The following is a 24,080-nucleotide window of genomic DNA, read 5'->3' as shown; positions in this document are numbered from 1 at the left end:
ACACGCCTTCGAGTGTTGCGACCTTGTGTGATTACCGCATCTTGCCATTCGGACTGAACCATTCAGGCGACCCGCTATGTCAAAATCGGATAACGGGTGACCCCCGAACCGCATCATCCGGTACATCACGACCGGATCTTCTGCGGGAATCTGCGCTTCCTACCGGAAGATCTTCGGCGCATCTCGGGATATGGATGCTCGTTCCTTGACCTTTCGACGGGCTTGAGCGCTAGTCAAGGGTTTGTCCAGCACTTGTCCCGATTTCGTGGGAAGAGTCATGTCGCCGCCGTGTGACCTTCGCGTTATGGACTCGTCCGCGACGCCGTCCGTCCGGTAAGAAGGTTCTTTACACCCCTCATCCGGGGCTCAGGGCGCGTGTGCGGCGCGCCCGTCGCGTAATGCCCGATAGGTCCCCAAACGTGCCGGGGGCCAGGGAGTGCGCGGTGCCCGCCCACCCCTCACCAGGAGTGGTCAACCCTCAACCCATGAAGACTTAAGGGGTAAAACGAAGTGGCAGCGGAGATCGTCAATCCTCGCAGCGACAGCGACGTCGGCAGTACGGAACAGGAGGGCGGGGGCGAGCCCCTCGATTCCTTCGACCCGGCGTTCGCGCTGCACCGTGGCGGCAAGATGGCCGTGCAGGCCACCGTGCCGGTCCGCGACAAGGACGACCTGTCCCTGGCGTACACGCCCGGCGTCGCGAAGGTGTGCACCGCGATCGCCGAGCAGCCCGAGCTGGTCCACGACTACACGTGGAAGTCGTCCGTCGTCGCCGTCGTGACGGACGGTACGGCGGTGCTCGGGCTCGGCGACATCGGACCCGAGGCCTCCCTCCCGGTGATGGAGGGCAAGGCCATCCTGTTCAAGCAGTTCGGCGGCGTCGACGCCGTTCCGATCGCGCTGAGCTGCACGGACGTCGACGAGATCGTCGAGACCGTGGTGCGCCTCGCACCCTCGTTCGGCGGAGTGAACCTGGAGGACATCTCGGCGCCCCGGTGCTTCGAGATCGAGCGCAGGCTCCAGGAGGAGCTGGACATCCCGGTCTTCCACGACGACCAGCACGGCACCGCCGTGGTCACCCTGGCCGCGCTGCGCAACGCCGCCCGGCTCAGTGGCCGCGCCGTCGGTGACCTGCGGGCCGTGATCTCGGGCGCCGGTGCGGCCGGGGTCGCCATCGCCAAGATGCTCATCGAGGCCGGGATCGGGGACGTGGCGGTCACCGACCGCAAGGGCGTCGTCTCCGCGGACCGGGAGGACCTGACGCCGGTCAAGCGGGAACTGGCCGGGTTCACCAACAAGGCCGGGCTCTCCGGTTCCCTGGAGGACGCGCTGGCGGGCGCCGACGTGTTCATCGGGGTCTCCGGCGGTACGGTTCCGGAGGCGGCGGTCGCCTCCATGGCCGAGGGCGCGTTCGTGTTCGCCATGGCCAACCCGAACCCCGAGGTGCACCCGGACGTCGCGCACAAGTACGCGGCGGTCGTGGCCACCGGGCGGTCGGACTTCCCCAACCAGATCAACAACGTGCTGGCGTTCCCCGGGATCTTCGCGGGCGCGCTCCAGGTGCGGGCCTCGCGGATCACCGAGGGCATGAAGATCGCGGCGGCGGAGGCGTTGGCGGGGGTCGTCGGGGACGATCTCGCGGCCGACTACGTCATCCCCTCTCCCTTTGACGAGCGGGTCGCTCCGGCCGTTACGGCGGCGGTGGCGGCGGCGGCGCGTGCCGAGGGTGTTGCTCGGCGGTGAGGATGTGTGGACGGCCCTGTCTCCTGTTGGGGGCGGGGTCGTCTTTTTGTGCGCGGGGCCGATCGGGTGGTTTCGGTTTGGTGGCGGGTGCGGGTGGCATGTGGCTTGTCGCGCAGTTCCCCGCGCCCCCGCGGGTGTTGCCCGTACCGGTGTCGCGTCGTCGTGCAAGAGGGTGTGTGTCACAGGCGGGAGCGGTTTCGCCGGGCGACCGCTGCGCCTAGGGTCGGGGGCATGTTTGCCGTCTACGCCGCCCGTATCGATCGTGAGCAGCCGTTGAACGGACTGGAGTTGGGGGAGCGTCCGGCTCCTGAGGTCCGTCCTGGCTGGAGCACCGTCGATGTCCGTGCCGCCTCCCTCAACCACCATGACCTCTGGTCCCTGCGCGGTGTCGGTCTGCCCGAGGACCGGCTGCCGATGATCCTCGGGTGTGACGCCGCCGGTGTCGACGAGGACGGGAACGAGGTCGTCCTGCACTCCGTGATCGGACAGACCGGTCATGGCGTCGGGCCCAGGGAGCCCCGGTCGATCCTGACCGAGCGCTACCCGGGGACCTTCGCCGAGCAGGTCGCCGTGCCGACGTGGAACGTGCTGCCGAAGCCGAAGGAGCTGTCCTTCGAGGAGGCCGCCTGTCTGCCGACGGCGTGGCTGACGGCGTACCGGATGCTGTTCACCAACGCCGGGGTGCGGCCCGGGGACTCCGTGCTGGTGCAGGGCGCCGGGGGCGGGGTCGCCACCGCCGCCATCGTGCTCGGCAAGGCCGCCGGGCTGCGGGTCTTCGCGACCAGCCGGGACGAGGCCAAGCGCAAGCGGGCGCTGGAGCTGGGGGCCGTGGAGGCGGTGGAGACGGGTGCGCGGCTGCCGCAGCGGGTCGACGCCGTGATCGAGACGGTGGGCGCGGCCACCTGGTCGCACTCGGTGAAGTCGCTGCGGCCCGGCGGCACGCTCGTCATCTCCGGGGCCACCAGCGGTGACCGGCCCTCGCACGCCGAGCTGACCCGGATCTTCTTCCTGGAGCTGAAGGTCGTCGGCTCGACCATGGGGACGAAGGACGAGCTGGAGGACCTGCTGTCCTTCTGCGCCGCGACCGGCGTACGGCCCGTCATCGACGAGGTGCTGCCGATGGACCGGGCCCGGGAGGGCTTCGAGCGGATGGCGGCGGGGGAGCAGTTCGGGAAGATCGTGCTGACCAACGGCTGAGGCTCAGCGCGCGTCAGGGGCGGCCGGTCCGGAGTTCCCGGGTCGGCCGTTTTCGTGCGCGATGCGTCAACTCTGGTTGACAGGAGCGGCGTGTCAACGTAGGTTGACGTCATGACCGAAGCAACGGATCTCGCCGAGCGTGCGGGTGACCGCGACCCCCGGGTCGGACTCCGGGCCGTCGCCGCGCTGCGCAGGCTGCTGGAGCAACTGGAGGCCGTGCAGGTGCGCAGTGCGCGCAACCAGGGCTGGTCGTGGCAGGAGATCGCCGCGGAACTCGGCGTGAGCAGGCAGGCCGTGCACAAGAAGTACGGGAGGCGATGATGTTCGAACGGTTCACCAAGGACGCCCGGGCGGTGGTGAAGGGGGCCGTGGAGCACTGCGTCCGGACCGGCGCCCGGACCGTGGAGGCGGAGCACCTGCTGCTCGCCCTGCTCGACCGGGAGGCGAGCCGGGGGGCCTTCGCGCTGGCCTCGCTCGGGCTGACCGAGCGGCGGGAGTCGGTGGCCGGGGCACTGGCCGAGGCGCGGCGCCGGGCCGGACTGTCCCAGGCGGACACCGACGCGCTGGCCGGCCTGGGCATCGACGTCCCGGCGATCGTGTCGCGGGTGGAGGAGGCGCACGGGGTCGGGGCGATGTCCGGTGACCGTAGTGCTGGTCCCGCCGAGGGCAAGGGGTGGTGGGGCGGGCACCGGCCCTTCAGCCGCGGCGCCAAGAAGGTGCTGGAGAACTCGCTGCGCATGGCGCTGGCCCACAGTGACCGTCATATCGGGGACGAGCACCTCCTGCTCGCCCTCACCACCCTGCCGGGCGTGGCCTCCGAGGTGCTCGCCGATCACGGGGTGACCCATGCGTCGGTGACCCGGGTGCTGTACGGCGGGGGAGAGGCGAAGGCCGGCTGAGGCGAAGGCGGGCTGAGGCGAAGGCGGGGCTTGGGGTCCGCGCCCCGCTTTGCCTCCTGCCCTGCCTCGCCTCCTGCCCGGCCCTCGCCTTCGGGGCCGCCTCGCCTTGGGTCCGTTATGCCTTAGGCGCCCGCAGCAGTGCCCCGATGTGGGCCGCCGCTGTGGACAGCTGGCGGCGGGCGTCGCGGAGCTGGTCGGGGGTGACGCCGTGGTCCCGGGCCGCGTCGCGGATGTCGTCGCGGAAGCGGTCGAGGAGGCGGTCCAGATCGCGGGCCGGGTCGCCGGTGGAGATGTCGTCATGGGCCCATGAGGGCTGGTAGTCGGCCGGGAAGTCCTCCGGGGTCACCGAGAACTCCGGCTCCTGGTCCGCCCTGGCGGCACCGGCGCGGCCGAACCCGAAGTCCCGGCCCAGGTCCTTGCCGAAGTCCATGCCGAACTCGCCGAACTCCTTGGCCAGTTCGCTCAGGCCCTCGCGCACTCCCGTCGGCCAGTCGCCGCGGGCGAAGTGGTCCTGCACCTGCTCCTGCACTCGCCGGGCGATCCGCTGGATGCCTTCCTGGGCCAGGGCGCGCGCCTGGTCCTGAGCCTCCTTGGCCTGGCGGCGGGCCCGCTGGGCCTCCTCGCGCGCCCGGCGGCTCTCGTCCTTGGCGCGCCGGGCCTGGTCCTTCCACTCCTGCTTGGCCCGGCGCATCTCCTCCTTGGCGGTCCGCCAGGCCTCCTTGTCGCCCTGGGCGTCCGTGCCGTCCTCGGCGGAGCCGCCGCGCTGGGCCGCGCTCGCCGCCGCCCGCATCTCGCGCCGCAGATCGCCCGCGGCGCCCCGGACGTCGGCGCGGATCTCGGCGGCGAGTTCGGCGACCGACTCGCGGATCTCCAGCTCCAGGTCGGCCAGTTCACCGCTGCGGTCGGCCAGCTCGGCACGGCCCGCGTCCGTGATGGCGTACACCTTGCGGCCGCCCTCGGTGGTGTGGGTGACCAGGCCCTCGGCCTCCAGCTTGGCCAGCCGGGGGTAGACCGTGCCCGCCGAGGGGGCGTAGAGGCCCTGGAAGCGCTCCTCCAGGAGGCGGATCACCTCGTAGCCGTGGCGCGGGGCCTCGTCCAGCAGCTTCAGCAGGTAGAGCCGCAGGCGGCCGTGAGCGAAGACGGGGGCCATGTCAGAGCACCTTCTTGTCGGTCGTGCCGTCGGCCGGGGCGCTGGTCGTGGGGCTGTCCCCGTTCGCCGCGGCATCGGGATCGTCCCCCTGGCCTTGCTGTGGACCCTCCTCCGGCTCTACGTCCCACACCCCGTCGTCCGACTGCGGGCGGCGCAGCAGGGCGATCGAGCCGGAGACGGTGGTGGCCTTCAGCCTGCCGTTGCCCGCGCCGAGGCGGCCGGTGATGCGCTTGGCGCCCCACTGGCCGTCCACCCGCAGGTCCTCGAAGGCGTTGGAGACGCTGCCGCTCGCGGTGTTGGCCTCCACCTCGGCGTCGGCCGGGTGGGGGAGGCGGATGGCGATCTCGCCGGAGACGCTGTTGAGGCTGATGTCGGTGGGACGGCTCGTGGGGTCGAGGTCGACGATCATCGAGCCGCTCACCGAGTCGGCCCGCACCGACGAGCCCGCCTCGACGACGGTCAGGTCCCCGGAGACGGAGTGGAAGCGCAGGTCGCCGGTGAGGGCCTGGGCCTCCAGGTTCCCGGAGACCGTGTCGGCGCGGATCTGGCCGGCGAGGCCGACCAAGGTGGTGTCCCCGGAGACGCCCTTCACGTCCGCCCGCCCCTCCAGGCCGGAGATCACGGCAGCCGCGCCCACCGCGCCCACCTCGACGCGGGTGCGCGCCGGGACGGCGAGGGAGACCACGGCGCTGCGGCGCCAGCCCTTGCGGTCGAGCCATTTGAGGAAGCCCTTCCAGGGCAGGTCCTCGTACGCCACGGTCAGGACGCCGTCGCGCTGGGTGACCACCAGGGGCGGGCCGTCGATGTCGGAGACCTCGAGGCGGGCGGAACCTTCTTCCGTGCCCACCACGTTCACCGTTCCGTTGACGATGCGTACCTGGAGTTCGCTCACGGGCGCGTCGAAGGTGAGCTTGCGCGGCTCCGCGACGGACCACTCGGACATGGTGAAGACCTCCGACCTCCATGGCGACGGACGCGCCATATCGCGTCTCGTGTTATTCACGATATATCGCGGGCGGTGGAAGTCAAGACACTCGTTACGGTGACGGTGGTCGCCGCCCCCGCGGGCAAAGTCGCCGCCTCGGCACGTAAAACCGGACAAATTGCCCTAGCGTGTGCACATGCCGCCGGAAGACCACGCCCCTGCCTCCCCGGGCGCGCTGCTGCTGTGCCGCGCCGAGCCCGGAGCCGTCGTCCCCGTCGCCCGGTTGCTGCGCGAGAACGTGCTGCTCAGCCCCGCGGGCGAGGGCTGGAGCCTTCTCGTGCCGGAGAGCGGCCCTCACTTGTCCGGCACCGACTCAGCCGACCCCGTCGACCGCGTCCTCACCGGCTGGGCCACCGCACTCGCCGTGGGCGCCCCCTGGCCCGTAGTCGCGCTGTGGTGGGACGCGGACCGCGCCGGATACACCCTGGCCTCCGGTTTCCGCCGCCCCGTCGGCTATGTCTGGCTCACGGACGGCACCCCGGCCGGGGAGGACGAGGCGATGCGCACCTTCGCAGCCCGCCTGGGGCTCGACCCCGTCCAGGACGTGGACTCGCTCGGCCCGCTGACCGAGCCGGACCCGGAGGCCGACGCGCGCGCCCGGCTCCGGGGCCTGCTCGCGGTGCTCGCGCGGGTGGGCGTCGCCCTGCCCGCGGGGCTCGAACCGGGCGGCCCGGCCGACCGGCTGCGCGAGGCGCTCCGGGAACGCCACGACGTGCAACGGATCGAGTGGTCCGGCAGCTGGGAGGCCGTCCGTACGGGGCTCAGCGCGGTGGACGCGAGCCGGGTCGGCCCCTGTCTGCCCTGGTCCGGCGACCCCCGGGCGCGCGCACTCGCGCTCGCCCAGATCGCCGCGGGACTCCCGCTCACCCTCTGGGGCCTACGCCGGCACAGCGGCGGCTGGACGACGGCGGGCGCGCTCCTGCTCGCGCAGGGCGCACTCACGCTCGGCTACGACCTCACCCACCCGCCGGACTGACCGCCCCGGGCGGACTGACCTCCTCCGCCCGCCTGACCAGCCCCGCCCGCCTGACCGCCCTACTCGTCGTCCTCGTCGTCCAGCCGGGCCAGCCAGGTCGCCAGCCGCTCCACCGGAACCTCGAAGTCCGGGTTGAGGTCGACGAACGTACGCAACTGCTCGGCGAGCCACTCGAAGGAGACCTCTTCCTCGCCGCGCCGCTTCTCGAGTTCCTCGATGCCTCGGTCGGTGAAGTACATGGCGGCTGCTCTCCTGCTGTCCGGAACGGTGCTGCACGCACAGCCTACGTAATGGCCGCCGGGACCGTCGCGCAGCGGAAGCGAGAAGGTCCGGCCCGGGAGAACCCCGGGCCGGACCTTCAGGCGTGCTCGTCAGCGGCTCAGGCCTCGAACACCTCGCGCACCAACTGCTCCTGCTCCGCCTGGTGGCGCTTCGCCGAGCCCACGGCCGGGGACGACGAGTGCGGGCGGGAGATGCGGCGCAGGCGCTCGCCGTGCGGGACGTCGGCGCCGACCGCGAGGTCCAGGTGGTCGATCAGGTTCAGGGCGATGAACGGCCAGGCGCCCTGGTTCGCCGGTTCCTCCTGGGCCCACAGGTACTTCTCGGCGTTCGGGTACTTGGCGATCTCCGCCTGGAGCTCCGCACCCGGCAGGGGGTACAGGCGCTCGATGCGGATGATCGCGGTGTCCTTGATGCCGCGCTTGACCCGCTCGGCGTCGAGGTCGTAGTAGACCTTGCCGGAGGTGAAGACGACCTTGCGCACCGCCGCCGGGTCCACCGACGCGTCGCCGATGACCGGGCGGAACTGGCCCGTGGTGAACTCCTCCGCCTTCGACGCGGCGGCCTTCAGGCGCAGCATCGACTTCGGGGTGAAGACGACCAGCGGCTTGTGGTGCGGGTTGTGCACCTGCCAGCGCAGGAGGTGGAAGTAGTTCGCGGGGGAGGTGGGCGCGGCGACCGTCATGTTGTTCTGGGCGCACAGCTGCAGGAAGCGCTCGATGCGGGCCGAGGAGTGGTCCGGCCCCTGGCCCTCGTAGCCGTGCGGGAGGAGCAGGGTGACGCCGGAGGTCTGGCCCCACTTCTGCTCCGCCGACGAGATGAACTCGTCCACGACCGTCTGCGCGCCGTTGACGAAGTCGCCGAACTGCGCCTCCCACATCACCAGCGCGTCCGGGCGGGCGAGCGAGTAGCCGTACTCGAAGCCCATCACCGCGTACTCGGAGAGGAGGGAGTTGTAGACGTTGTAGCGGGCCTGGTCCTCCGACAGGTACAGCAGCGGGGTGTGCTCCTCGCCGGTCTCGCGGTCGATGATGACCGCGTGCCGCTGGCCGAAGGTGCCGCGCTGGGAGTCCTGGCCGGAGAGCCGGACCGGGACGCCCTCCAGGAGGAGGGAGCCGACCGCGAGGGTCTCGCCCATGCCCCAGTCGATGGTGCCGTCCTCGACCATGGCCGCCCGGCGCTGGAGCTGCGGCAGCAGCCGCGGGTGGACGGTGATGTGGTCGGGGATGTTGACCTGGGACTCGGCGATCCGCTTGACGATCTCCGTGGACACGGCGGTGTTCACGGAGACCGGGAACTCGGCCTGGGTGTCCGGGGCCGGGACGGACGCGGGCTGCGAGGTGGCCTCGCGGACCTCGGTGAAGACCTTCTCCAGCTGGCCCTGGTAGTCCTGGAGGGCCTGCTCGGCCTCTTCCAGGGTGATGTCGCCGCGACCGATCAGCGACTCGGTGTAGAGCTTGCGCACCGAGCGCTTCTTGTCGATCAGGTCGTACATCAGCGGCTGGGTGAAGGCCGGGTTGTCCGACTCGTTGTGACCGCGGCGGCGGTAGCAGATGAGGTCGATCACCACGTCCTTGTTGAACGCCTGACGGAACTCGAAGGCCAGGCGGGCCACGCGGACCACGGCCTCCGGGTCGTCGCCGTTCACGTGGAAGATCGGGGCCTCGATCATGCGGGCCACGTCCGTCGCGTACATCGAGGAGCGCGAGGACTCCGGGGCGGCCGTGAAGCCGACCTGGTTGTTGATGACGATGTGGACCGTGCCGCCGGTGCGGTAGCCGCGCAGCTGGGACATGTTCAGGGTCTCGGCCACCACGCCCTGGCCCGCGAAGGCCGCGTCGCCGTGGATCGCCACCGGCAGGACGGTGAAGTCCGTGCCGCCCTTGTTGATGATGTCCTGCTTGGCGCGGGCGACGCCCTCCAGTACCGGGTCGACGGCCTCGAGGTGCGACGGGTTCGCGACCAGGGAGACCTTGATCTGCTCGCCGTCCAGGCCGGTGAAGGTGCCCTCGGCGCCCAGGTGGTACTTCACGTCGCCGGAGCCGTGCATCGACTTCGGGTCGAGGTTGCCCTCGAACTCCCGGAAGATCTGCGCGTACGACTTGCCGACGATGTTGGCGAGCACGTTCAGACGGCCGCGGTGGGCCATGCCGATGACGACCTCGTCCAGACGGGACTCCGCCGCCGAGTCGAGGACCGCGTCCAGCAGCGGGATGACGGACTCGCCGCCCTCCAGGGAGAAACGCTTCTGGCCGACGTACTTCGTCTGGAGGAAGGTCTCGAAGGCCTCCGCCGCGTTCAGCCGGCGCAGGACGCGCAGCTGCTCCTCGCGCTCCGGCTTGGCGTGCGGGCGCTCCACGCGGTCCTGGATCCACTTGCGCTGCTTGGGGTCCTGGATGTGCATGAACTCGATGCCGGTGGTGCGGCAGTACGAGTCGCGCAGCACGCCGAGGATGTCGCGCAGCTTCATCATCGACTTGCCCGCGAAGCCGCCGACGGCGAACTCGCGCTCCAGGTCCCACAGGGTGAGCCCGTGCTCGGTGATGTCCAGGTCGGGGTGCTTGCGCTGCTGGTACTCCAGCGGGTCGGTGTCGGCCATGACGTGGCCGCGGACCCGGTAGGAGTGGATCAGCTCGAAGACGCGGGCGGCCTTGGTGACGTCGTCGTCGTGGGAGGCGTCGATGTCCTTGAGCCAGCGGACCGGCTCGTAGGGGATGCGCAGCGCCTCGAAGATGTCGTCGTAGAAGCCGTTCTCGCCGAGGAGCAGGTTGGCGACCTGGCGGAGGAACTCGCCGGAGGCCGCGCCCTGGATCACCCGGTGGTCATACGTCGAGGTGAGCGTCATGACCTTGGAGATGCCGAGCTTGTTCAGCGTGTCCTGGCTGGTGCCCTGGAACTCCGCCGGGTAGTCCATGGCGCCGACGCCCATGATCACCGACTGGCCGGGCATCAGGCGCGGCACCGAGTGGACGGTGCCGAGGCCGCCGGGGTTGGTCAGGGAGACCGTGACGCCGGTGAAGTCGGCCATCGTCAGCTTGTTGTCGCGGGCGCGGCGGACGATGTCCTCGTAGGCCTGCCAGAACTCGAAGAAGTTCAGCGTCTCGGCCTTCTTGATGGCCGCGACGACCAGCTGGCGGTCGCCGTTCGGCTTCACCAGGTCGATGGCGAGGCCGAGGTTGACGTGCTCCGGCTTGACCAGGGTGGGCTTGCCGTCCTTGGTCTGGAACGACCAGTTCATCGACGGCATGGCCTTGATGGCCTGCACCATCGCGTACCCGATGAGGTGGGTGAAGGAGATCTTCCCGCCCCGGGCGCGCTTGAGGTGGTTGTTGATGACGATGCGGTTGTCGAACAGCAGCTTCACCGGGACGGCGCGCACGGACGTGGCCGTGGGCATCTCCAGCGAGGCGTCCATGTTCTTCGCCACGGCGGCGGAGGGGCCGCGCAGGGTCACCAGTTCGGGGCCCTCGGGGGCCTCCGCGGCGGGCTCGGCCTTCTTCGGCTGCGCGGCGGCGGGCTTCGCCGCGGCGGGCTTGGCGGCCGGAGCGGCGGCCGGGGGCTTGGCGGCCGGGGCGGGCGCCGGGGCCGGGGCCGGGGGCTGCGCCGGGGCCGTCGGGGCCGGAGCCGGAGCGGCGGGGGCCGCGGGGGCGGCCGCGGCGGGGCTGGTGGTGTCCGTGGCCCCCGTGGCCGCGGTACCCGCCGGAGCCGGGGTGGCAGGCGCTCCCGGCTTGTAGTCGGCGAAGAAGTCCCACCAGGCGCGGTCTACCGAATTCGGGTCCTGGAGGTACTGCTGATAGATCTCGTCGACGAGCCACTCGTTCGGACCGAACGCGGCAGCGGGGTTCTTGCCCGCTTGGTCTGCGTCGGTCGAGATGCTCGATGCGTTACTGGGGGACTGTGGCGACACGGCGGCAACCGCCCTCTTCCGCTTCACAAGGTGATGGACAGCGGGAATAAAGGCTACGCCTCCATGACCGAGAAGGTCAGGCCAGGCCGGTTCATCGTCGTGTAAGTCACATCCAAGACCGTGTTTCAGTGCCGACAATGGCGGGAAACAAGCGGGGTTTCAAAGGGAAACGGGTACGACGACCCCGGCCCGGCGCGTACGAGACGCGGGCCTCTGCCTGATCACACGTGTCCGTCAGTGCGGACGACCATGGATCATGTGGCTCCGCTTCGAACTTTACGTCAACTTGGCACAGAAGGCAGTCCCGGAAGGGTGACGAGGATCCGGCAGCCGCGCTCGGATTCGGCCACGCCGATCCGGCCGCCGTGCAGGTCCACCGCCCAGCGGGCGATCGCGAGGCCGAGCCCCGTACCGCCGTCGCTGCCCGGGCCGTGCGGCCGGTTCGCCGCGCCCCGGTTGAACCGCTCGAAGACCCGGTGCCACTCCGAGCGCGGAATCCCGGGACCCTCGTCGAGAACCTCCAGCTCAAGCGATTCCGGCCGGGGCCCGCGCCGCGCCTTCACCGTCACCCGGCCGTGCGCCGGGCTGTGCTTGACCGCGTTGTCGATCAGGTTGGCGACGACCTGGTGGATCCGCTCCGGGTCGGCGTGCGCCGTCAGCTCCGGCGGGTGCACGTCCAGGCTCAGATGGACGTCGGTGCGGGTGTGGCTGCCGGACCCGGAAGCAATGCCCGCGCGCGCCGAAGCGACCATGTTGGCCTCCTTCAGCACCCCCGACAGATAGGGCCACACCTCGAAGCGCCGCTGCCGCAGCGGTACGACGCCGTTGTCCAGCCGCGACAGGTCCAGCAGCGTCTCCACGAGCCGTCCCAGCCGCTCGGTCTGCTTCAGCGCCGTACGCATGGTCTCGGGGTCGGCCTCGGCGATGCCGTCGACGACGTTCTCCAGCACCGCCCGCAACGCCGCGATGGGGGTGCGCAGCTCGTGGGAGACGTTCGCCACCAGCTCCTTGCGCTGCCGGTCCTGTGCCTCCAGGTCGTCGGCCATGCGGTTGATGGTGACGGCGAGGTCGCCCAGCTCGTCCCGGCGGTTCTCGCGCACCCGGCGGGTGTAGTCGCCGTGCGAGATGGACCGGGCCACGGCGTTCATCTCGTCCAGCGGCGCGGTCAGGGAGTGGGCGACGAACTGGGTGACCAGCAGGGTGGCGATCATCGAGAAGACCATGATGAAGCGCACCTCGGTCTGGTAGCGCACCGCGTTCACCGACAGTCCGGTGGTGATCAGTACGCCGATGACGACCGTGGCGCCCAGCTTGGTCTTGATCGAGAACGGGCGCACCCGGCCCCACGGCTCCCCGGGGCCTCTCCGGCCGGTCCGCCCCCCGCTCATGGCGTCGGCGTCTCCAGGGCGTACCCGACGCCGTGCACCGTGCGGATCCGCTCGGCGCCGATCTTCCGGCGCAGCGCCTTGATGTGGCTGTCGACGGTGCGGGTGCCGGAGGCGTCCGCCCAGTCCCAGACCTCGGCGAGCAGCTGCTCGCGCGAGAGCACCGCGCGCGGGGTGTTGGCCAGGCAGACCAGCAGGTCGAACTCGGTGGGGGTGAGGTGCACGTCCTCGCTGCGCACCCGCACCCTGCGCTGCGCGTGGTCGATCTCCAGCTCGCCCAGGCGCAGGATGCCGCTGCGCGGGGTCGACGCGGCGATCGCGGCCCGCTCCACCCGGCGCAGCAGGACGTGCACGCGGGCGGCCAGCTCACGCATGGAGAACGGCTTGGTCATGTAGTCGTCGGCGCCGACGCCCAGCCCGACCAGCATGTCGGTCTCGTCGTCGCGCGCGGTGAGCATCAGCACCGGCACCGGACGCGCGGCCTGCACCCGGCGGCAGACCTCGAGGCCGTCGAAGCCGGGCAGCATGATGTCGAGGATCAGCAGGTCGGGCTGCCAGGCCTCGGCGGTGTCCACGGCCGCCGGTCCGTCGCCCGCGGTCTGCACGAGGAATCCCTCGGCGCGCAGGCGGGCCGCGATGGCGTCGACGATCGTCGCGTCGTCCTCGACCACCAGCACCCGGCGCTGCGCGCCCGGAGTGGTCGCCGCCGTGCCGTTGTGGGAGGTGTGTGTCTGCTCCATCGCCCGCCCCTGAAGTGTGCTTTCCGGAATCCGTGGGGTGATCCCATGACTGCGCTTGACGCTTGAATGATCGGCGTCAGGCAAGCAGGGTACGGGGAGTCACCATCGCTCGGCTATCCAGGTCGGACGCCGAGATGAACGACGTCCGGAACGCCCCGGGCAACGGGGATCTCTTCGGTACGCACTTGTTGGAATCCGGCATTCCACAAGGTTCCTTCAAATTCCGGGGAGGGTTTGGCGGACCATACGGCGAGCACTCCGCCGGGCGCCAAAACCCTTGTGCAGCTTGCCAGTCCGGCGGGGGAGTAGAGGCTTTCGTTGGCTTCCGTGACGGTCCAGTCGGGGCCGTTGTCGATGTCCAGGCACAGGGCGTCGAAAGTGGCGGATGTCTCATTGACGTAATCGATCAGATCCGCCTCGACGACTTGGACGCGCGGGTCGGAGAGGGCCTCGCGGGTGAGGGCCGACAGCGGTCCGCCGAGGTGCCAGTCGATGACGGCGCGTTCCCGTTCCACCACCGTGATCCGGCCCCAGCGCGGGTTGCCCGTGGCATGTGCGAGTGAGAATCCGACGCCGAGTCCGCCGATGAGCACCCGTGGTCCGGGGCGGCTGTCCAGGGCGTCGAGGGCCGCGTCGACCAGCAGTCTCTCCGAGCGGCCGTCGGAGGTGTCCATCAGGAAACAGCCGTTGGCGATGATCTGGAGCAGCTCGCCATGACGGCGCAGCACCACCTCGCCGTAGGGACCCTCACGCCGGTCCAGGACTTGGGGAGTGTCGTAAGCGGTGGCCATGGGGTCATCCTGGCACCCGTGTTCGCCGGGTGTCGGCGGAATTACCGGCGGGTGGCGGGCGTACGGCGTCCAGGAGGCGCGTCCAACGGGGGCGTACGCACGGTCAGGCGTCGTCGCGGCCGGTGAACCTGGCGGAGGTCAGCGGGGCTTCCGTCCGCCATTCCAGGTGCTCGTAGAGCGCCCGCCCCGCCGGGGTGCCCGCCAGGACCGCGGTCCTGACGCCCTGTTCGGCGGCGGTGCGGTGCAGGAGGGTCATCACACGGCTGCCGAGGCCCTTGCGCCGGTGCGCCGGTGCCGTCTCTATCTGGTCCACGACCGCGGTCGCGCCGGTGGCGGCGAGCTGGCCGCGGGCCGCGAGGGCGCCGTCCGGCGCGGCGAGCAGCACGCGCGTGACGCCCGCCCGGGTCCACACGCGCAGCCGGAAGCCCTCGGGAATCTCCGGTGCGGCGGGGGCGCGGTCCGGGACGCGGAAGGTCATCAGGTGGCCCGGTTCGGGGTCGGTCCACCAGCCCTCGCCCAGCCAGCCGCCGACCCGCGCGGGGTCGGCGAAGACCTTCAGCCAGACTCCGGCGCCAGGTCACGGCGTCGGCGACCTTGCGGACGGTGGCCTCCTCGACGGCGTCGCCGGTGGCGGCGAGGACATGACGGGTGACGTGCTCGGCCTGGCCCATGTCGATGGTCCAGCCCCAGGGCTCCACCTGCGGCGGGGCGGCCCCGCGGGAGACGACCCAGCCGTCGACCCAGGTTCCGACGACGTTCTCCATGACCCCTCCGTAATGGGTGCTCGGCGGTAATGCCTATTACAGAGGACCGTATGCGGCACCGGCGCCGACCGGCAGGGGTGATCGCCCACAGCGAACGCCGGAGGGGTTGGGGAACATTCAAGGACCGTCGAGCATTGAGTCGGCATAGCTCAACTTGACTGCCTAAGGGGAGATCATGGCTGCTGAGTCCACAGCGTTCACACCGCTCGCCCTGCCCGTGCTGCCGCTCGACGACGAGGTCGTGCTGCCCGGAATGGTGGTCCCGCTGGACCTGAGCGACTCCGAGGTGCGGGCCGCGGTGGAGGCCGCCCAGGCCGCCGCCCGGACCGAACCCGGAAAGCCCAAGGTGCTGCTGGTGCCACGCATCGACGGGACCTACGCGCGTACCGGCGTCCTCGGCACGGTGGAGCAGGTCGGCCGACTGGCCGACGGTGACCCGGGCGCCCTGATCCGCGGCCGCGGCCGTGTGCAGATCGGCGCCGGAACCACCGGGCCCGGCGCGGCGCTGTGGGTCGAGGGCACCCGGATCGACGTGAGCGTGCCCGAGCCGCTGCCCGGCCAGGTCACGGAACTCATGAAGGAGTACAAGGCCCTCGCCGTCGCCTGGCTGAAGAAGCGCGGCGCCTGGCAGGTCGTCGACCGCGTCCAGGCCATCGACGACGTGTCCGCCCTCGCCGACAACTCCGGTTACTCACCGTTCCTCACCATCGAACAGAAGGTGGAGCTGCTGGAGACCGCCGACCCGGTCGCCCGCCTCCGCCTCGCCACCCAGCAACTGCGCGACCACCTCGCCGAGCAGGACGTCGCCGAGACCATCGCCAAGGACGTCCAGGAAGGCGTCGACAAGCAGCAGCGCGAGTTCCTGCTGCGCCGCCAGCTCGAAGCGGTCCGCAAGGAGCTGCGCGAGCTGAACGGCGGGAACGGCAAGGACTCCGCCGAGGAGTCCGACGACTACCGCGCCCGCGTGGAGGCCGCCGACCTGCCGGAGAAGGTCCGCGAGGCCGCGCTGAAGGAGGTCGACAAGCTCGAACGCTCCTCCGACCAGTCCCCCGAGGGCGGCTGGATCCGCACCTGGCTGGACACGGTCCTGGAGATGCCGTGGAACGAGCGGACCCAGGACGAGTACGACATCCAGGGCGCCCAGCGCGTGCTCGACGCCGAGCACGCCGGTCTGGAGGACGTGAAGGAGCGGATCACCGAGTACCTGGCGGTGCGCAAGCGGCGTGCCGACCGCGGCCTCGGGGTCGTCGGCGGGCGACGCGGCGGTGCCGTGCTGGCGCTCGTCGGACCGCCCGGCGTCGGCAAGACCAGCCTCGGTGAGTCCGTGGCGCACGCCATGGGCCGCAAGTTCGTCCGCGTCGCCCTCGGCGGCGTCCGCGACGAGGCCGAGATCCGCGGCCACCGCCGTACGTACGTCGGCGCACTGCCCGGCCGGATCGTCCGCGCCATCAAGGAGGCCGGGTCGATGAACCCGGTCGTGCTGCTCGACGAGATCGACAAGGTCGGCTCCGACTTCCGCGGCGACCCCGCGGCGGCCCTCCTGGAGGTCCTGGACCCGGCGCAGAACCACACCTTCCGCGACCACTACCTGGAGGTCGAACTCGACCTGTCCGACGTGGTCTTCCTCGCCACCGCCAACGTCCTGGAGGCCATCCCCGAGGCGCTGCTGGACCGGATGGAGCTGGTCCGCCTCGACGGCTACACCGAGGACGAGAAGGTCGTCATCGCCCGCGACCACCTGCTGCCCCGGCAGCTGGAGCGCGCCGGGCTCGACAAGGACGAGGTGACCCTCGACGAGGGCGCGCTGCGCAGGCTCGCGGGCGAGTACACCCGGGAGGCGGGCGTGCGCACCCTGGAGCGGTCCATCGCGCGGCTGCTGCGCAAGGTCGCGGCCCAGCACGAACTGGGCGAGCGGAAGCTGCCGTTCACGGTCACCTCCGACGATCTGCGGGGCCTGATCGGACGGCCGCACCACGTGCCCGAGTCCGCCCAGGACCCGGCCGAGCGGCGCACCGCGGTACCGGGCGTGGCGACCGGCCTGGCGGTGACCGGCGCGGGCGGTGACGTGCTGTTCGTCGAGGCGTCGCTGGCCGACCCGGAGACGGGCGCGGCGGGACTGACGCTGACCGGTCAGCTCGGTGACGTGATGAAGGAGTCGGCGCAGATCGCGCTGAGCTTCCTGCGCTCGCACGGCGCCGAACTGGAACTGCCGGTGGCCGACCTGAAGGACCGGGGCGTGCACATCCACTTCCCGGCGGGCGCGGTGCCCAAGGACGGCCCGAGCGCGGGCATCACGATGACCACGGCCCTCGCGTCGCTGCTGTCCGGGCGGCTGGTCCGCACGGACGTGGCGATGACCGGGGAGGTCTCGCTGACCGGGCGGGTCCTGCCGATCGGCGGGGTGAAGCAGAAGCTGCTCGCCGCGCACCGCGCCGGGGTGACCACGGTGATCATCCCCAAGCGCAACGAGCCCGACCTGGACGACGTCCCCGCGGAGGTGCTGGACAAGCTGGACGTCCACGCCGTCACCGACGTCCGGCAGGTCCTGGAGCTGGCGCTGACGCCCGCGACCAGCGGGGCGGCGCCGGAGGTTCCGGTCGCGGCGTGACGGACGCGGCCGGTGAGGTGGAGGCCCGGGTTCTCGTGAGGGAGGCCCGGGCCTTCGCCGTGAGGGTCTCTACGCACGCAGAGACTGCGGAAGGAGATATTCCGGAAGCTGCCGTTGGTCTGAGCCTGCGAAATACTGACCGAACTGCGGCGATGGGCGCCCAGGACGGAAACTTTCAGTGACGGGAAACCGGGCAGGGGTGCTGACGTGCACGAGGACGGAAACGGCGGAGGACACCGGGGGCAACCCGGTGCGTCGACGGCTGGTGCGGACCAGGAGTTCCTGGCGCTGGAGCGCGAGCTGACGGTCTTCCTGCGGCGGGCCCGCGCCAACCAGGGCGAGATGGCCCGCGCGGTCCATCCGGACCTGGAGTCCGCCGCGTACGGACTGCTCGTGCGGCTGGAGGAGCACGGCCGTCAGCGGGCCACCGATCTCGCCGCGTACATCGGCGTCGGCAAGGCCACCATGTCCCGGCAGCTGCGCGCCCTGGAGGACCTCGGCCTGGTGGCCCGGGAACCCGACCCCGCCGACGGGCGCGCCTGGCTGGTGCACCTCACCGAGGAGGGCCGCACCCGCGTCCAGAGCGTCCGCGTCGCCCGCCGCGCCCGCTACGTCGAGAAGCTCTCCCACTGGGACCGCGCGGAGGTCGCGGAACTGGCCCGCCTGCTCAACCAGTTGAACCGCGGCATGGAGAAGTGACGGCCCTGGACGGCGAGGCCGGGCCGCCGGACCCGCGCGAGGTGAGATGACGGGCGCGGTCACCGGGAAGGGCGGCCCACCCGGGGCGCCGCCGGGCGGCTGTCCGCCCGCACCGGGCGACCACGCGCCTGTCCCGGGCAGCCGCCCCGCGTCCGCCCTCGGCGTTCGCCTCCGCCCTCGGTGTTCGCCTCTGCTCCCGGTGTTCGCGTCCGCTCCCGGTGTTCGCGTCCGCCCTCGGCGTTCGCCTCCGCTCCCGGCATCCCGCCGTCACCCGTGGCGTCCCGCGCCCACCCCCGCTCGGCGTGTGACCGGCACGCGACTCGGTGGCCGCCGGGAGGGTCACAGCTCCGCGTGTACCACCGTCGCGTCGTCGTGGGTCTTGCTGCGGCGCAGGTGCGTCCGCCGGTCGCGGTCGGCGGTCTCCAGGGCTCGTACGCGGGCCACCAGGGACCGGGCGCCCTCCTTGCGTACGAGGGCCAGGCACTGGGACCAGTCGCCCTCGCGGAACTTCTCCACCCAGCGGGCCGCCCCGTCCGTCAGGGCGGTGAGGGAGCGGACCCGGTCCCGGGGCAGGGTGCCCGTCACCGCGCGGGCCGCGACCGAGGGGTCCGCCGCGGCGGTCCAGAAGCCGCCCTCCTTGTTGCGGAGCGTGGCGTCGATCACGGCGTCGGAGGTGCGGGCGGCGGCCGGGATGCGGGCCAGGCGGTCGTCGAGGAGCGCGGTGACCGTGCCGTCGGGGGACTCCACCAGCAGGGCCGAGTCGGCGAGCAGCAGGTAGTCGACCGCGTCCGGGGTCCAGCGGGCCAGGGTCACCGTCGCCTGTGGGGTGCGCGGGTGAGAAAGGTCACAGGTTTGCGCATGGGCCCCGGCGGTACGCGTGATCGCCCGGGCCAGCACGTCGGACAGGGGAACATCCGGGAGTGAAACGGTCAGTTCGGTCAGCGCTCCGCCCAGTCGGGCGGTGTACCAGGGCACGGAGTGCCGACAGCCCGTGCCGTCCGCCGGCGGCGTCACCCCGTCCAGCACGACGACCGCCCCACCCTGTCCCGAAGCGGGTAGTCCGACGGCGGCGAAGTCCTCGTTGGGACGGTCCGGGTCACCGGGCTCCGACACAAGTTCCGTTCGCATGGCGCCAGTCTGCACCACCCCTTCACAACGTCCGCGAAAGGGCCGCAGCCACCCCCGAGTCATCGCGCCGCCGCAGGTCAGCTGCCGGTTTTGGGCGGGAATGGAGCGCTCCGGGAAGACGTGGCGGCGAATATTGCCAAAGCCCGCCCCAGACGTCCAACCGGCCCGCCGCACAAGGCCCTCGCACGCACCACGGGAACTTGCCCCTCAACTCCCCCACGGTATTCACTCCTTCGGGTGGCGGGTCAGACGATGCGCGACCACCGCCCACCGGCACTGGGAGGGTTCGTCACCGGTGGGGGTCCCTCCCCGACCGACCGCGGTTCAGCAGCCGGGGAGCGCGCGTCGAGTTGACGGCGGCTCACCCGGGCCCTTGGGTACACGAGTTACGGAATGCGAGCACCGGTGCAGAAGAAGCGGCCTCGGCGCACAGGCAGGCAGACGGCCTCCGAAGGGGGCACCGAGCAGCCCCCCGTCGGCAAGGGCCGCCCCACGCACGTACGCAACCGGCTGATCGTGGCCGTGGCCGTGGTGGCCGCCGCCATCGCCGGTGCGGGCGCCCCCTCCGTGCTCACCGCCTCCGGTGACCTCCACGACTCCCAGGAGCTGGTGACGCTCGCCGAGCAGACCCGGGACGCGCTCATGCTGGCGCACGCCCTGGCCGACGAACGCGACGAGGTCACCTCGTACATCGCCGCCGGACGCCCCAAGTCCAAGGCGCCCGCGGAGGACCCCAGCGCCCGCGTCGACCGGCAGGTCGAGGAGCTGCGGACCGACGCCGACACCCCCGCCGCGCTCCGCGCCGACCTGGAGGGCATCGCCGCCGTCCGCAGAGCGGCGCTCACCGGCAAGAGCACCGCTCTCGAAGCGCACGACGCCTACACGGCGGCCATCACCGAGCTGCACCGGCTCGCCGAGGACCTGGCCGAGCTGACCCCGCCCCGCGCGGGCTCCGGCGACCACGCCCTCGCCGAACTCGACGCCGCCGTCCAGCAGGCCGCCGCCGCCCGCGGACTCCTGCTCGCCGCGCTCAGCGTGCCCAGCACCACCCAGACCGTCTACGACCCGATCACCGGCCTGCCCTCGGAGACCACCGTCACCTCGGAGGCCGACGCCAAGCAGCGCACCGCGCTCAGCGCCGCCGCCCAGCAGGCCCGGCTCCGCTCCGACGCCGCCCTGGCCGACTTCCGCGAGACCGCGACCAAGGCCGCCAAGACGTCGTACGACTCCACCGTCACCGGACCCGAGGTCAACTCGGCGGAGAAGTACCTCGCCGACCTCACCGACCAGCCCACCCTCAGCGACCGCGAACTCGACACCGACCCCGGGAAGCTGGCCGCGGCCCTCTCCGCCCGCATCGACTCCATGCGCGGCGCCGAGTCCGCCCTCTACGACCGGCGCGCCAAGGACCTCGCCCAGCTGCGCGACGACGACGTCACCGCGCTGGAGATCCGCATCGCCGTGCTCGGCGCGCTGATGCTGCTGGCCGTAGGCATCGCCACGGCCATGGCCCGCACCCTCACCCGGCCGCTGTCGGTGCTGCGGCGCGGCTCCGCCCGGCTCGCCGGGGCCGAGGACCCGGCCGCCGAGGAACCCGTGAGGTTCACCGGCCGCAACGACGAGTTCGCCCAGGTCGTCCGGTCCGTCAACGCCCTGCACGCGCACGCCGCCGCCCTCCAGGACCGCATCGTCACCCTGGAGGCCGACCGCAAGCACCTCGTCGGCCAGCGGCAGAAGATGGCCGACGCCCGCGAGGGACTGCGCGGTGAACTCGACGAGGCCGCCGCCCAGCTGGAGCGGCTGCGCGGCAGCATCGGCTCCACCTTCGTCAACCTCGCGCTGCGCACCCTCGGGCTGGTCGAGCGGCAGCTCGCCGTCATCGAGGGCCTGGAGGAGCGCGAGCAGGACCCGGACCGGCTCGCCACCCTCTTCAAGCTCGACCACTTCGCCACCGTCATGCGGCGGCACAGCGAGAACCTGCTCGTCCTCGCCGGTACCGAACACGTCCAGCAGAGCGCCGGTCCCGTCCCGCTCGTGGACGTCGTACGAGCCGCCGTCAGCGAGATCGAGCGCTACGAGCGGGTCCGGATCGCCGCGCTGCCGCCGCACGCGCACATCGCCGGGTTCGCCGCCGACGACCTCTCCCACCTGCTCGCCGAACTCATGGAGAACGCCACCTCGTTCTCCCCGCCCGACCTGCCCGTGGAGATCTCCGGCTGGCTGCTGGAGAACGGCGAGGTCATGCTCTCCGTGCAGGACGAGGGCATCGGCATGACCGACGACCGGATGAGCCGCCTCAACGCCCGGCTCGGCGACTTCGACCCGGAGTCGCCCTACGACCAGGAGGGCGAGGACGGACTCGGGCTCGGCCTGTACGTGGTGGCCCGGCTCGCCCACCGGCACGGGGTGCGGGTGCAGCTGCGGGAGCAGAAGCAGGGCGGCATCGCGGCCGTGGTGATCCTGCCGGAGGCCCTGCTGGCCGCCGCCTCGCCCACGGCCACCGCACCGGCGGCCTCGCCGGTCACCACCACCGGCACCTTCTCGCTGCCCGGCGCGGACGCCGAGGCCAACTCCAACGTCCTGCCCGGCCGGACGGGCGGCGACGACCCGCTGGTGGCATTGGCGGAGAAGGCCGTACGGGAGACGGCTCAGGCGGAGGAGACGGGCGCGGCCACGGGCACCGAGGCCGAGGCCGACCCGGAGGCCGGGACCGACGCCGACACGGCCGAGGAGTCCCCGGCGGAGGACCGCGCCGCCGAGCGCCCCGCCGAGACCACCATGGAACTCCTGATCCCGGCCCAGCCGACCGAGCCCGACCCGGCCCCACCAGCCCCGGCCGCATCCAAGGACGCTCCCGTATCCGAAGCCGATCCCGCACCCGAAGGCGCACCGGAGCCCCCTCCCACCGCCGACCCGTACGCGATCGGCCCCGACACCCACGACCGCACACCCGACGAGGGGGACGACGACCCGGTCACCGACAAGGGGCTGCCCAAGCGCACCCCGAAGATCACCGCGCCCGCGACGGCACCCCGGCCCAGGTCGGGAGCCGTCGACGCCGAGGCGCTTAGGCGCCGGCTGGGCGGTTTCCGTCGGGGGGCGGAGGCCGGCCGGCGCGAGGTGGAGGCGGAGATCACCGAGCAGACGGCCCAGAACCGTACGCCCGACCCGACGGCACCGGACGCCGCACGCGCACGAGCACACGACCACGCTGAAGAAGCCACGGGGGGCACAGTCGAGGAGGCAAGCAGTTGACCGCGCCCAGTACCTTCGGACTGAGCAGTGAGGCCCGCAATCTGCACTGGCTGCTGACCAACCTGGTCGAGGAGGTGCCCGGCATCCTCTCCGTCGCGGTGGTCTCCTCCGACGGCCTGCTGCTGCTCTCCTCCGACCCGGGGCGGATCGAGGCGGCCCGCCAGTCGTCCGACGACCGCCCCACCGGCCCGCGCGGCTCCTCCGCCGACCTGGCCACCATCGTCTCCGGCATCGGCAGCCTCACCGTCGGCGCCGCGAAGCTGCTCCAGTTCGGGAACGTCAAGCACTCCATGGTGGCCATGGAGGAGGGCAGCCTGTTCGTGATGTCGATCAGCGACGGCTCGCTGCTCGGCGTGCACGGCTCCGCTGACTGCGACATGAGCGTGGTGGCGTACCACATGGCGCTCTTCGTGGGCCGCGCCGGACATGTGCTGACCCCGGAACTCCGCAGTGAGCTGCGAAAATCCCTGGAGTCCGCGGAGTCCACCGGGAGCGGCCGATGAGTACGGCGCCGAAGAACCGCAAGGGACAGCTCCCCGTCCGCGGCGGTGACCGCAAGCCCGCCCGGGTGCGCCCCTACTCGCTCACCGGTGGCCGCACCCGCTTCGGCCACGTCCTGCTCGTGGAGACCTTCGTGGGCGCCACGGAAGCCGTCGCGGAGCTGGACGCCGGGCCGGAGCGCAGAGAGCTGACGAATGGTTCCCTCAGCACCCGGGTGATGCCGGAGATGCGGGCCATCGTCGAACTGTGCCGCCGTATGCGCACGGTGGCCGAGATCGCCGCGCTGCTGAAGATGCCGCTCGGCGTGGTCCGCGTTCTGCTGAGCGACCTCGCGGACCAGGGAAAGATCCGTGTGTACGGCACCGGAACCGGCCACGGCACGGGCCGGCCGGACCGCGCTCTGCTGGAAAGGGTGCTGAGTGGACTCCGTCGTCTCTGACGCCGCCGCCTTCGGCGACGCCCCGGCCTTGGAGCCGGACGAGGAACTGCGGCCGTGGCAGACGGACCGCGCCCGCGCCCCCATCGCCACGAAGATCGTGGTCGCGGGCGGCTTCGGCGTCGGCAAGACCACACTGGTCACCGCCGTCTCGGAGATCACGCCCCTCCAGACGGAGGCGCTGATGACCGAGGCGAGCGAGGAGACCGACGATCTCACCGCCACGCCCGGCAAGGTGAGCACCACCGTGGCCATGGACTTCGGCCGCATCACGCTCGACGACGACCTGGTGCTCTACCTGTTCGGCACGCCGGGCCAGCAGCGGTTCTGGTTCATGTGGGACGACCTGGTGCGCGGCGCGATCGGCGCGGTGGTGCTGGTCGACACCCGGCGGCTGAAGGACAGCTGGCCCGCGTTGGACTACTTCGAGAGCTGCGGCCTGCCCTACGTCGTCGCGGTCAACCACTTCGACGGCAGTGAGGTGTTCGAGCCGGAGGACGTGCGGGAGGCGCTGACCATCCCGCGGCACATACCTGTCATGATCATGGATGCGCGGCGCAGGATCTCCGTGATCGAGACCCTCCTGGCCCTGGTGGGCCACGCGCTCGACGAAACCCCCGAGTAGGAGACGGACTTC

At 71.6% G+C, this 24,080-nt stretch carries 20 protein-coding genes; 11 read left to right on the top strand and 9 right to left on the bottom strand.

Features of this window, described 5'->3' with window-relative positions:
* Positions 1-510 precede the first annotated feature (510 nt).
* From KBY47_RS23820 to KBY47_RS37085, 4 genes are all read left to right on the top strand, one after another.
* The gene (locus KBY47_RS23820; protein WP_210923958.1) at positions 511-1,743 is read left to right on the top strand and encodes an NADP-dependent malic enzyme; all 1,233 of its coding nucleotides are present in this window, start codon (positions 511-513) and stop codon (positions 1,741-1,743) included.
* A 231-nt stretch (positions 1,744-1,974) separates the two neighbouring features.
* A complete protein-coding gene (locus KBY47_RS23815; RefSeq protein WP_210923956.1) occupies positions 1,975-2,940 on the top strand; it encodes a zinc-binding dehydrogenase in 966 nt (321 codons plus the stop codon).
* A gap of 111 nt (positions 2,941-3,051) precedes the next feature.
* Complete coding sequence (locus tag KBY47_RS23810; RefSeq protein WP_003997975.1) at positions 3,052-3,261, top strand: helix-turn-helix domain-containing protein; 210 nt, start codon at positions 3,052-3,054, stop codon at positions 3,259-3,261.
* The gene (locus KBY47_RS37085) at positions 3,261-3,839 is read left to right on the top strand and encodes a Clp protease N-terminal domain-containing protein (RefSeq protein ID WP_210924013.1); all 579 of its coding nucleotides are present in this window, start codon (positions 3,261-3,263) and stop codon (positions 3,837-3,839) included. Before KBY47_RS23810 ends, KBY47_RS37085 begins: the two co-directional genes overlap by 1 nt.
* A 115-nt stretch (positions 3,840-3,954) precedes the next feature.
* Here KBY47_RS37085 and KBY47_RS23800 read toward each other — a convergent pair whose 3' ends face one another.
* Both KBY47_RS23800 and KBY47_RS23795 read right to left on the bottom strand, forming a co-directional pair.
* Complete coding sequence (locus KBY47_RS23800; protein ID WP_210923955.1) at positions 3,955-4,989, bottom strand: PadR family transcriptional regulator; 1,035 nt, start codon at positions 4,987-4,989, stop codon at positions 3,955-3,957.
* A 1-nt stretch (position 4,990) separates the two neighbouring features.
* Positions 4,991-5,932 carry a DUF4097 family beta strand repeat-containing protein gene (locus KBY47_RS23795; protein ID WP_210923954.1) on the bottom strand — a complete coding sequence of 314 codons (942 nt, stop codon included), beginning with the start codon at positions 5,930-5,932 and terminating at the stop codon, positions 4,991-4,993.
* 178 nt (positions 5,933-6,110) lie between these two features.
* Here KBY47_RS23795 and KBY47_RS23790 point away from each other — a divergent pair, with 178 nt between their 5' ends.
* Entirely contained in the window at positions 6,111-6,950 is an 840-nt protein-coding gene (locus KBY47_RS23790) for a hypothetical protein (RefSeq protein WP_210923953.1), read from the top strand.
* A gap of 59 nt (positions 6,951-7,009) precedes the next feature.
* Here KBY47_RS23790 and KBY47_RS23785 read toward each other — a convergent pair whose 3' ends face one another.
* The 6 genes from KBY47_RS23785 to KBY47_RS37400 form a co-directional block, all read right to left on the bottom strand.
* Positions 7,010-7,189 carry a DUF6104 family protein gene (locus KBY47_RS23785; RefSeq protein WP_018544467.1) on the bottom strand — a complete coding sequence of 60 codons (180 nt, stop codon included), beginning with the start codon at positions 7,187-7,189 and terminating at the stop codon, positions 7,010-7,012.
* Positions 7,190-7,329: 140 nt separating this feature from the next.
* Positions 7,330-11,136: a multifunctional oxoglutarate decarboxylase/oxoglutarate dehydrogenase thiamine pyrophosphate-binding subunit/dihydrolipoyllysine-residue succinyltransferase subunit gene (locus KBY47_RS23780; protein WP_210923952.1), complete on the bottom strand. Its 3,807-nt coding sequence runs from the start codon at positions 11,134-11,136 to the stop codon at positions 7,330-7,332.
* A 281-nt stretch (positions 11,137-11,417) separates the two neighbouring features.
* A complete protein-coding gene (locus KBY47_RS23775) occupies positions 11,418-12,524 on the bottom strand; it encodes an ATP-binding protein (protein ID WP_210923951.1) in 1,107 nt (368 codons plus the stop codon).
* Positions 12,521-13,261: a response regulator transcription factor gene (locus tag KBY47_RS23770; protein ID WP_210923949.1), complete on the bottom strand. Its 741-nt coding sequence runs from the start codon at positions 13,259-13,261 to the stop codon at positions 12,521-12,523. Before KBY47_RS23770 ends, KBY47_RS23775 begins: the two co-directional genes overlap by 4 nt.
* A 113-nt stretch (positions 13,262-13,374) precedes the next feature.
* The gene (locus KBY47_RS23765) at positions 13,375-14,052 is read right to left on the bottom strand and encodes a spermidine synthase (RefSeq protein WP_210923947.1); all 678 of its coding nucleotides are present in this window, start codon (positions 14,050-14,052) and stop codon (positions 13,375-13,377) included.
* A gap of 103 nt (positions 14,053-14,155) precedes the next feature.
* The gene (locus KBY47_RS37400) at positions 14,156-14,530 is read right to left on the bottom strand and encodes a GNAT family N-acetyltransferase (protein ID WP_374103103.1); all 375 of its coding nucleotides are present in this window, start codon (positions 14,528-14,530) and stop codon (positions 14,156-14,158) included.
* A gap of 461 nt (positions 14,531-14,991) precedes the next feature.
* Here KBY47_RS37400 and lon point away from each other — a divergent pair, with 461 nt between their 5' ends.
* Positions 14,992-17,424, top strand: a complete 2,433-nt coding sequence (lon, locus tag KBY47_RS23755; protein ID WP_210923945.1) for an endopeptidase La — start codon at positions 14,992-14,994, stop codon at positions 17,422-17,424.
* A 207-nt stretch (positions 17,425-17,631) separates the two neighbouring features.
* Positions 17,632-18,123: a MarR family winged helix-turn-helix transcriptional regulator gene (locus KBY47_RS23750; RefSeq protein ID WP_210923943.1), complete on the top strand. Its 492-nt coding sequence runs from the start codon at positions 17,632-17,634 to the stop codon at positions 18,121-18,123.
* A gap of 339 nt (positions 18,124-18,462) precedes the next feature.
* Here the strand turns inward: KBY47_RS23750 and KBY47_RS23745 are convergent, their stop codons facing one another.
* Positions 18,463-19,251 (bottom strand): protein phosphatase 2C domain-containing protein, encoded by a 789-nt coding sequence (locus KBY47_RS23745; protein ID WP_210923942.1) that lies wholly within the window; start codon positions 19,249-19,251, stop codon positions 18,463-18,465.
* Positions 19,252-19,644: 393 nt separating this feature from the next.
* On the opposite strand from KBY47_RS23745, the gene KBY47_RS23740 reads away from it, so the two are divergent.
* The 4 genes from KBY47_RS23740 to KBY47_RS23725 are packed head-to-tail and all read left to right on the top strand — an operon-like array spanning position 19,645 to position 24,068.
* A complete protein-coding gene (locus KBY47_RS23740; protein WP_210923940.1) occupies positions 19,645-22,506 on the top strand; it encodes a nitrate- and nitrite sensing domain-containing protein in 2,862 nt (953 codons plus the stop codon).
* On the top strand, positions 22,503-23,009 hold the full coding sequence (locus KBY47_RS23735; RefSeq protein WP_210923938.1) for a roadblock/LC7 domain-containing protein: 507 nt from the start codon (positions 22,503-22,505) through the stop codon (positions 23,007-23,009). Before KBY47_RS23740 ends, KBY47_RS23735 begins: the two co-directional genes overlap by 4 nt.
* Positions 23,006-23,446 carry a DUF742 domain-containing protein gene (locus tag KBY47_RS23730; protein ID WP_210923935.1) on the top strand — a complete coding sequence of 147 codons (441 nt, stop codon included), beginning with the start codon at positions 23,006-23,008 and terminating at the stop codon, positions 23,444-23,446. Before KBY47_RS23735 ends, KBY47_RS23730 begins: the two co-directional genes overlap by 4 nt.
* Positions 23,427-24,068, top strand: a complete 642-nt coding sequence (locus tag KBY47_RS23725) for an ATP/GTP-binding protein (RefSeq protein WP_210923933.1) — start codon at positions 23,427-23,429, stop codon at positions 24,066-24,068. The genes KBY47_RS23730 and KBY47_RS23725 overlap by 20 nt, the downstream gene beginning before the upstream one ends.
* Positions 24,069-24,080: the final 12 nt, after the last annotated feature.

This window comes from Streptomyces sp. B93 (assembly GCF_018070565.1).
GTDB lineage: Bacteria > Actinomycetota > Actinomycetes > Streptomycetales > Streptomycetaceae > Streptomyces.
This window is presented reverse-complemented; position numbering and strand designations above follow the sequence as displayed.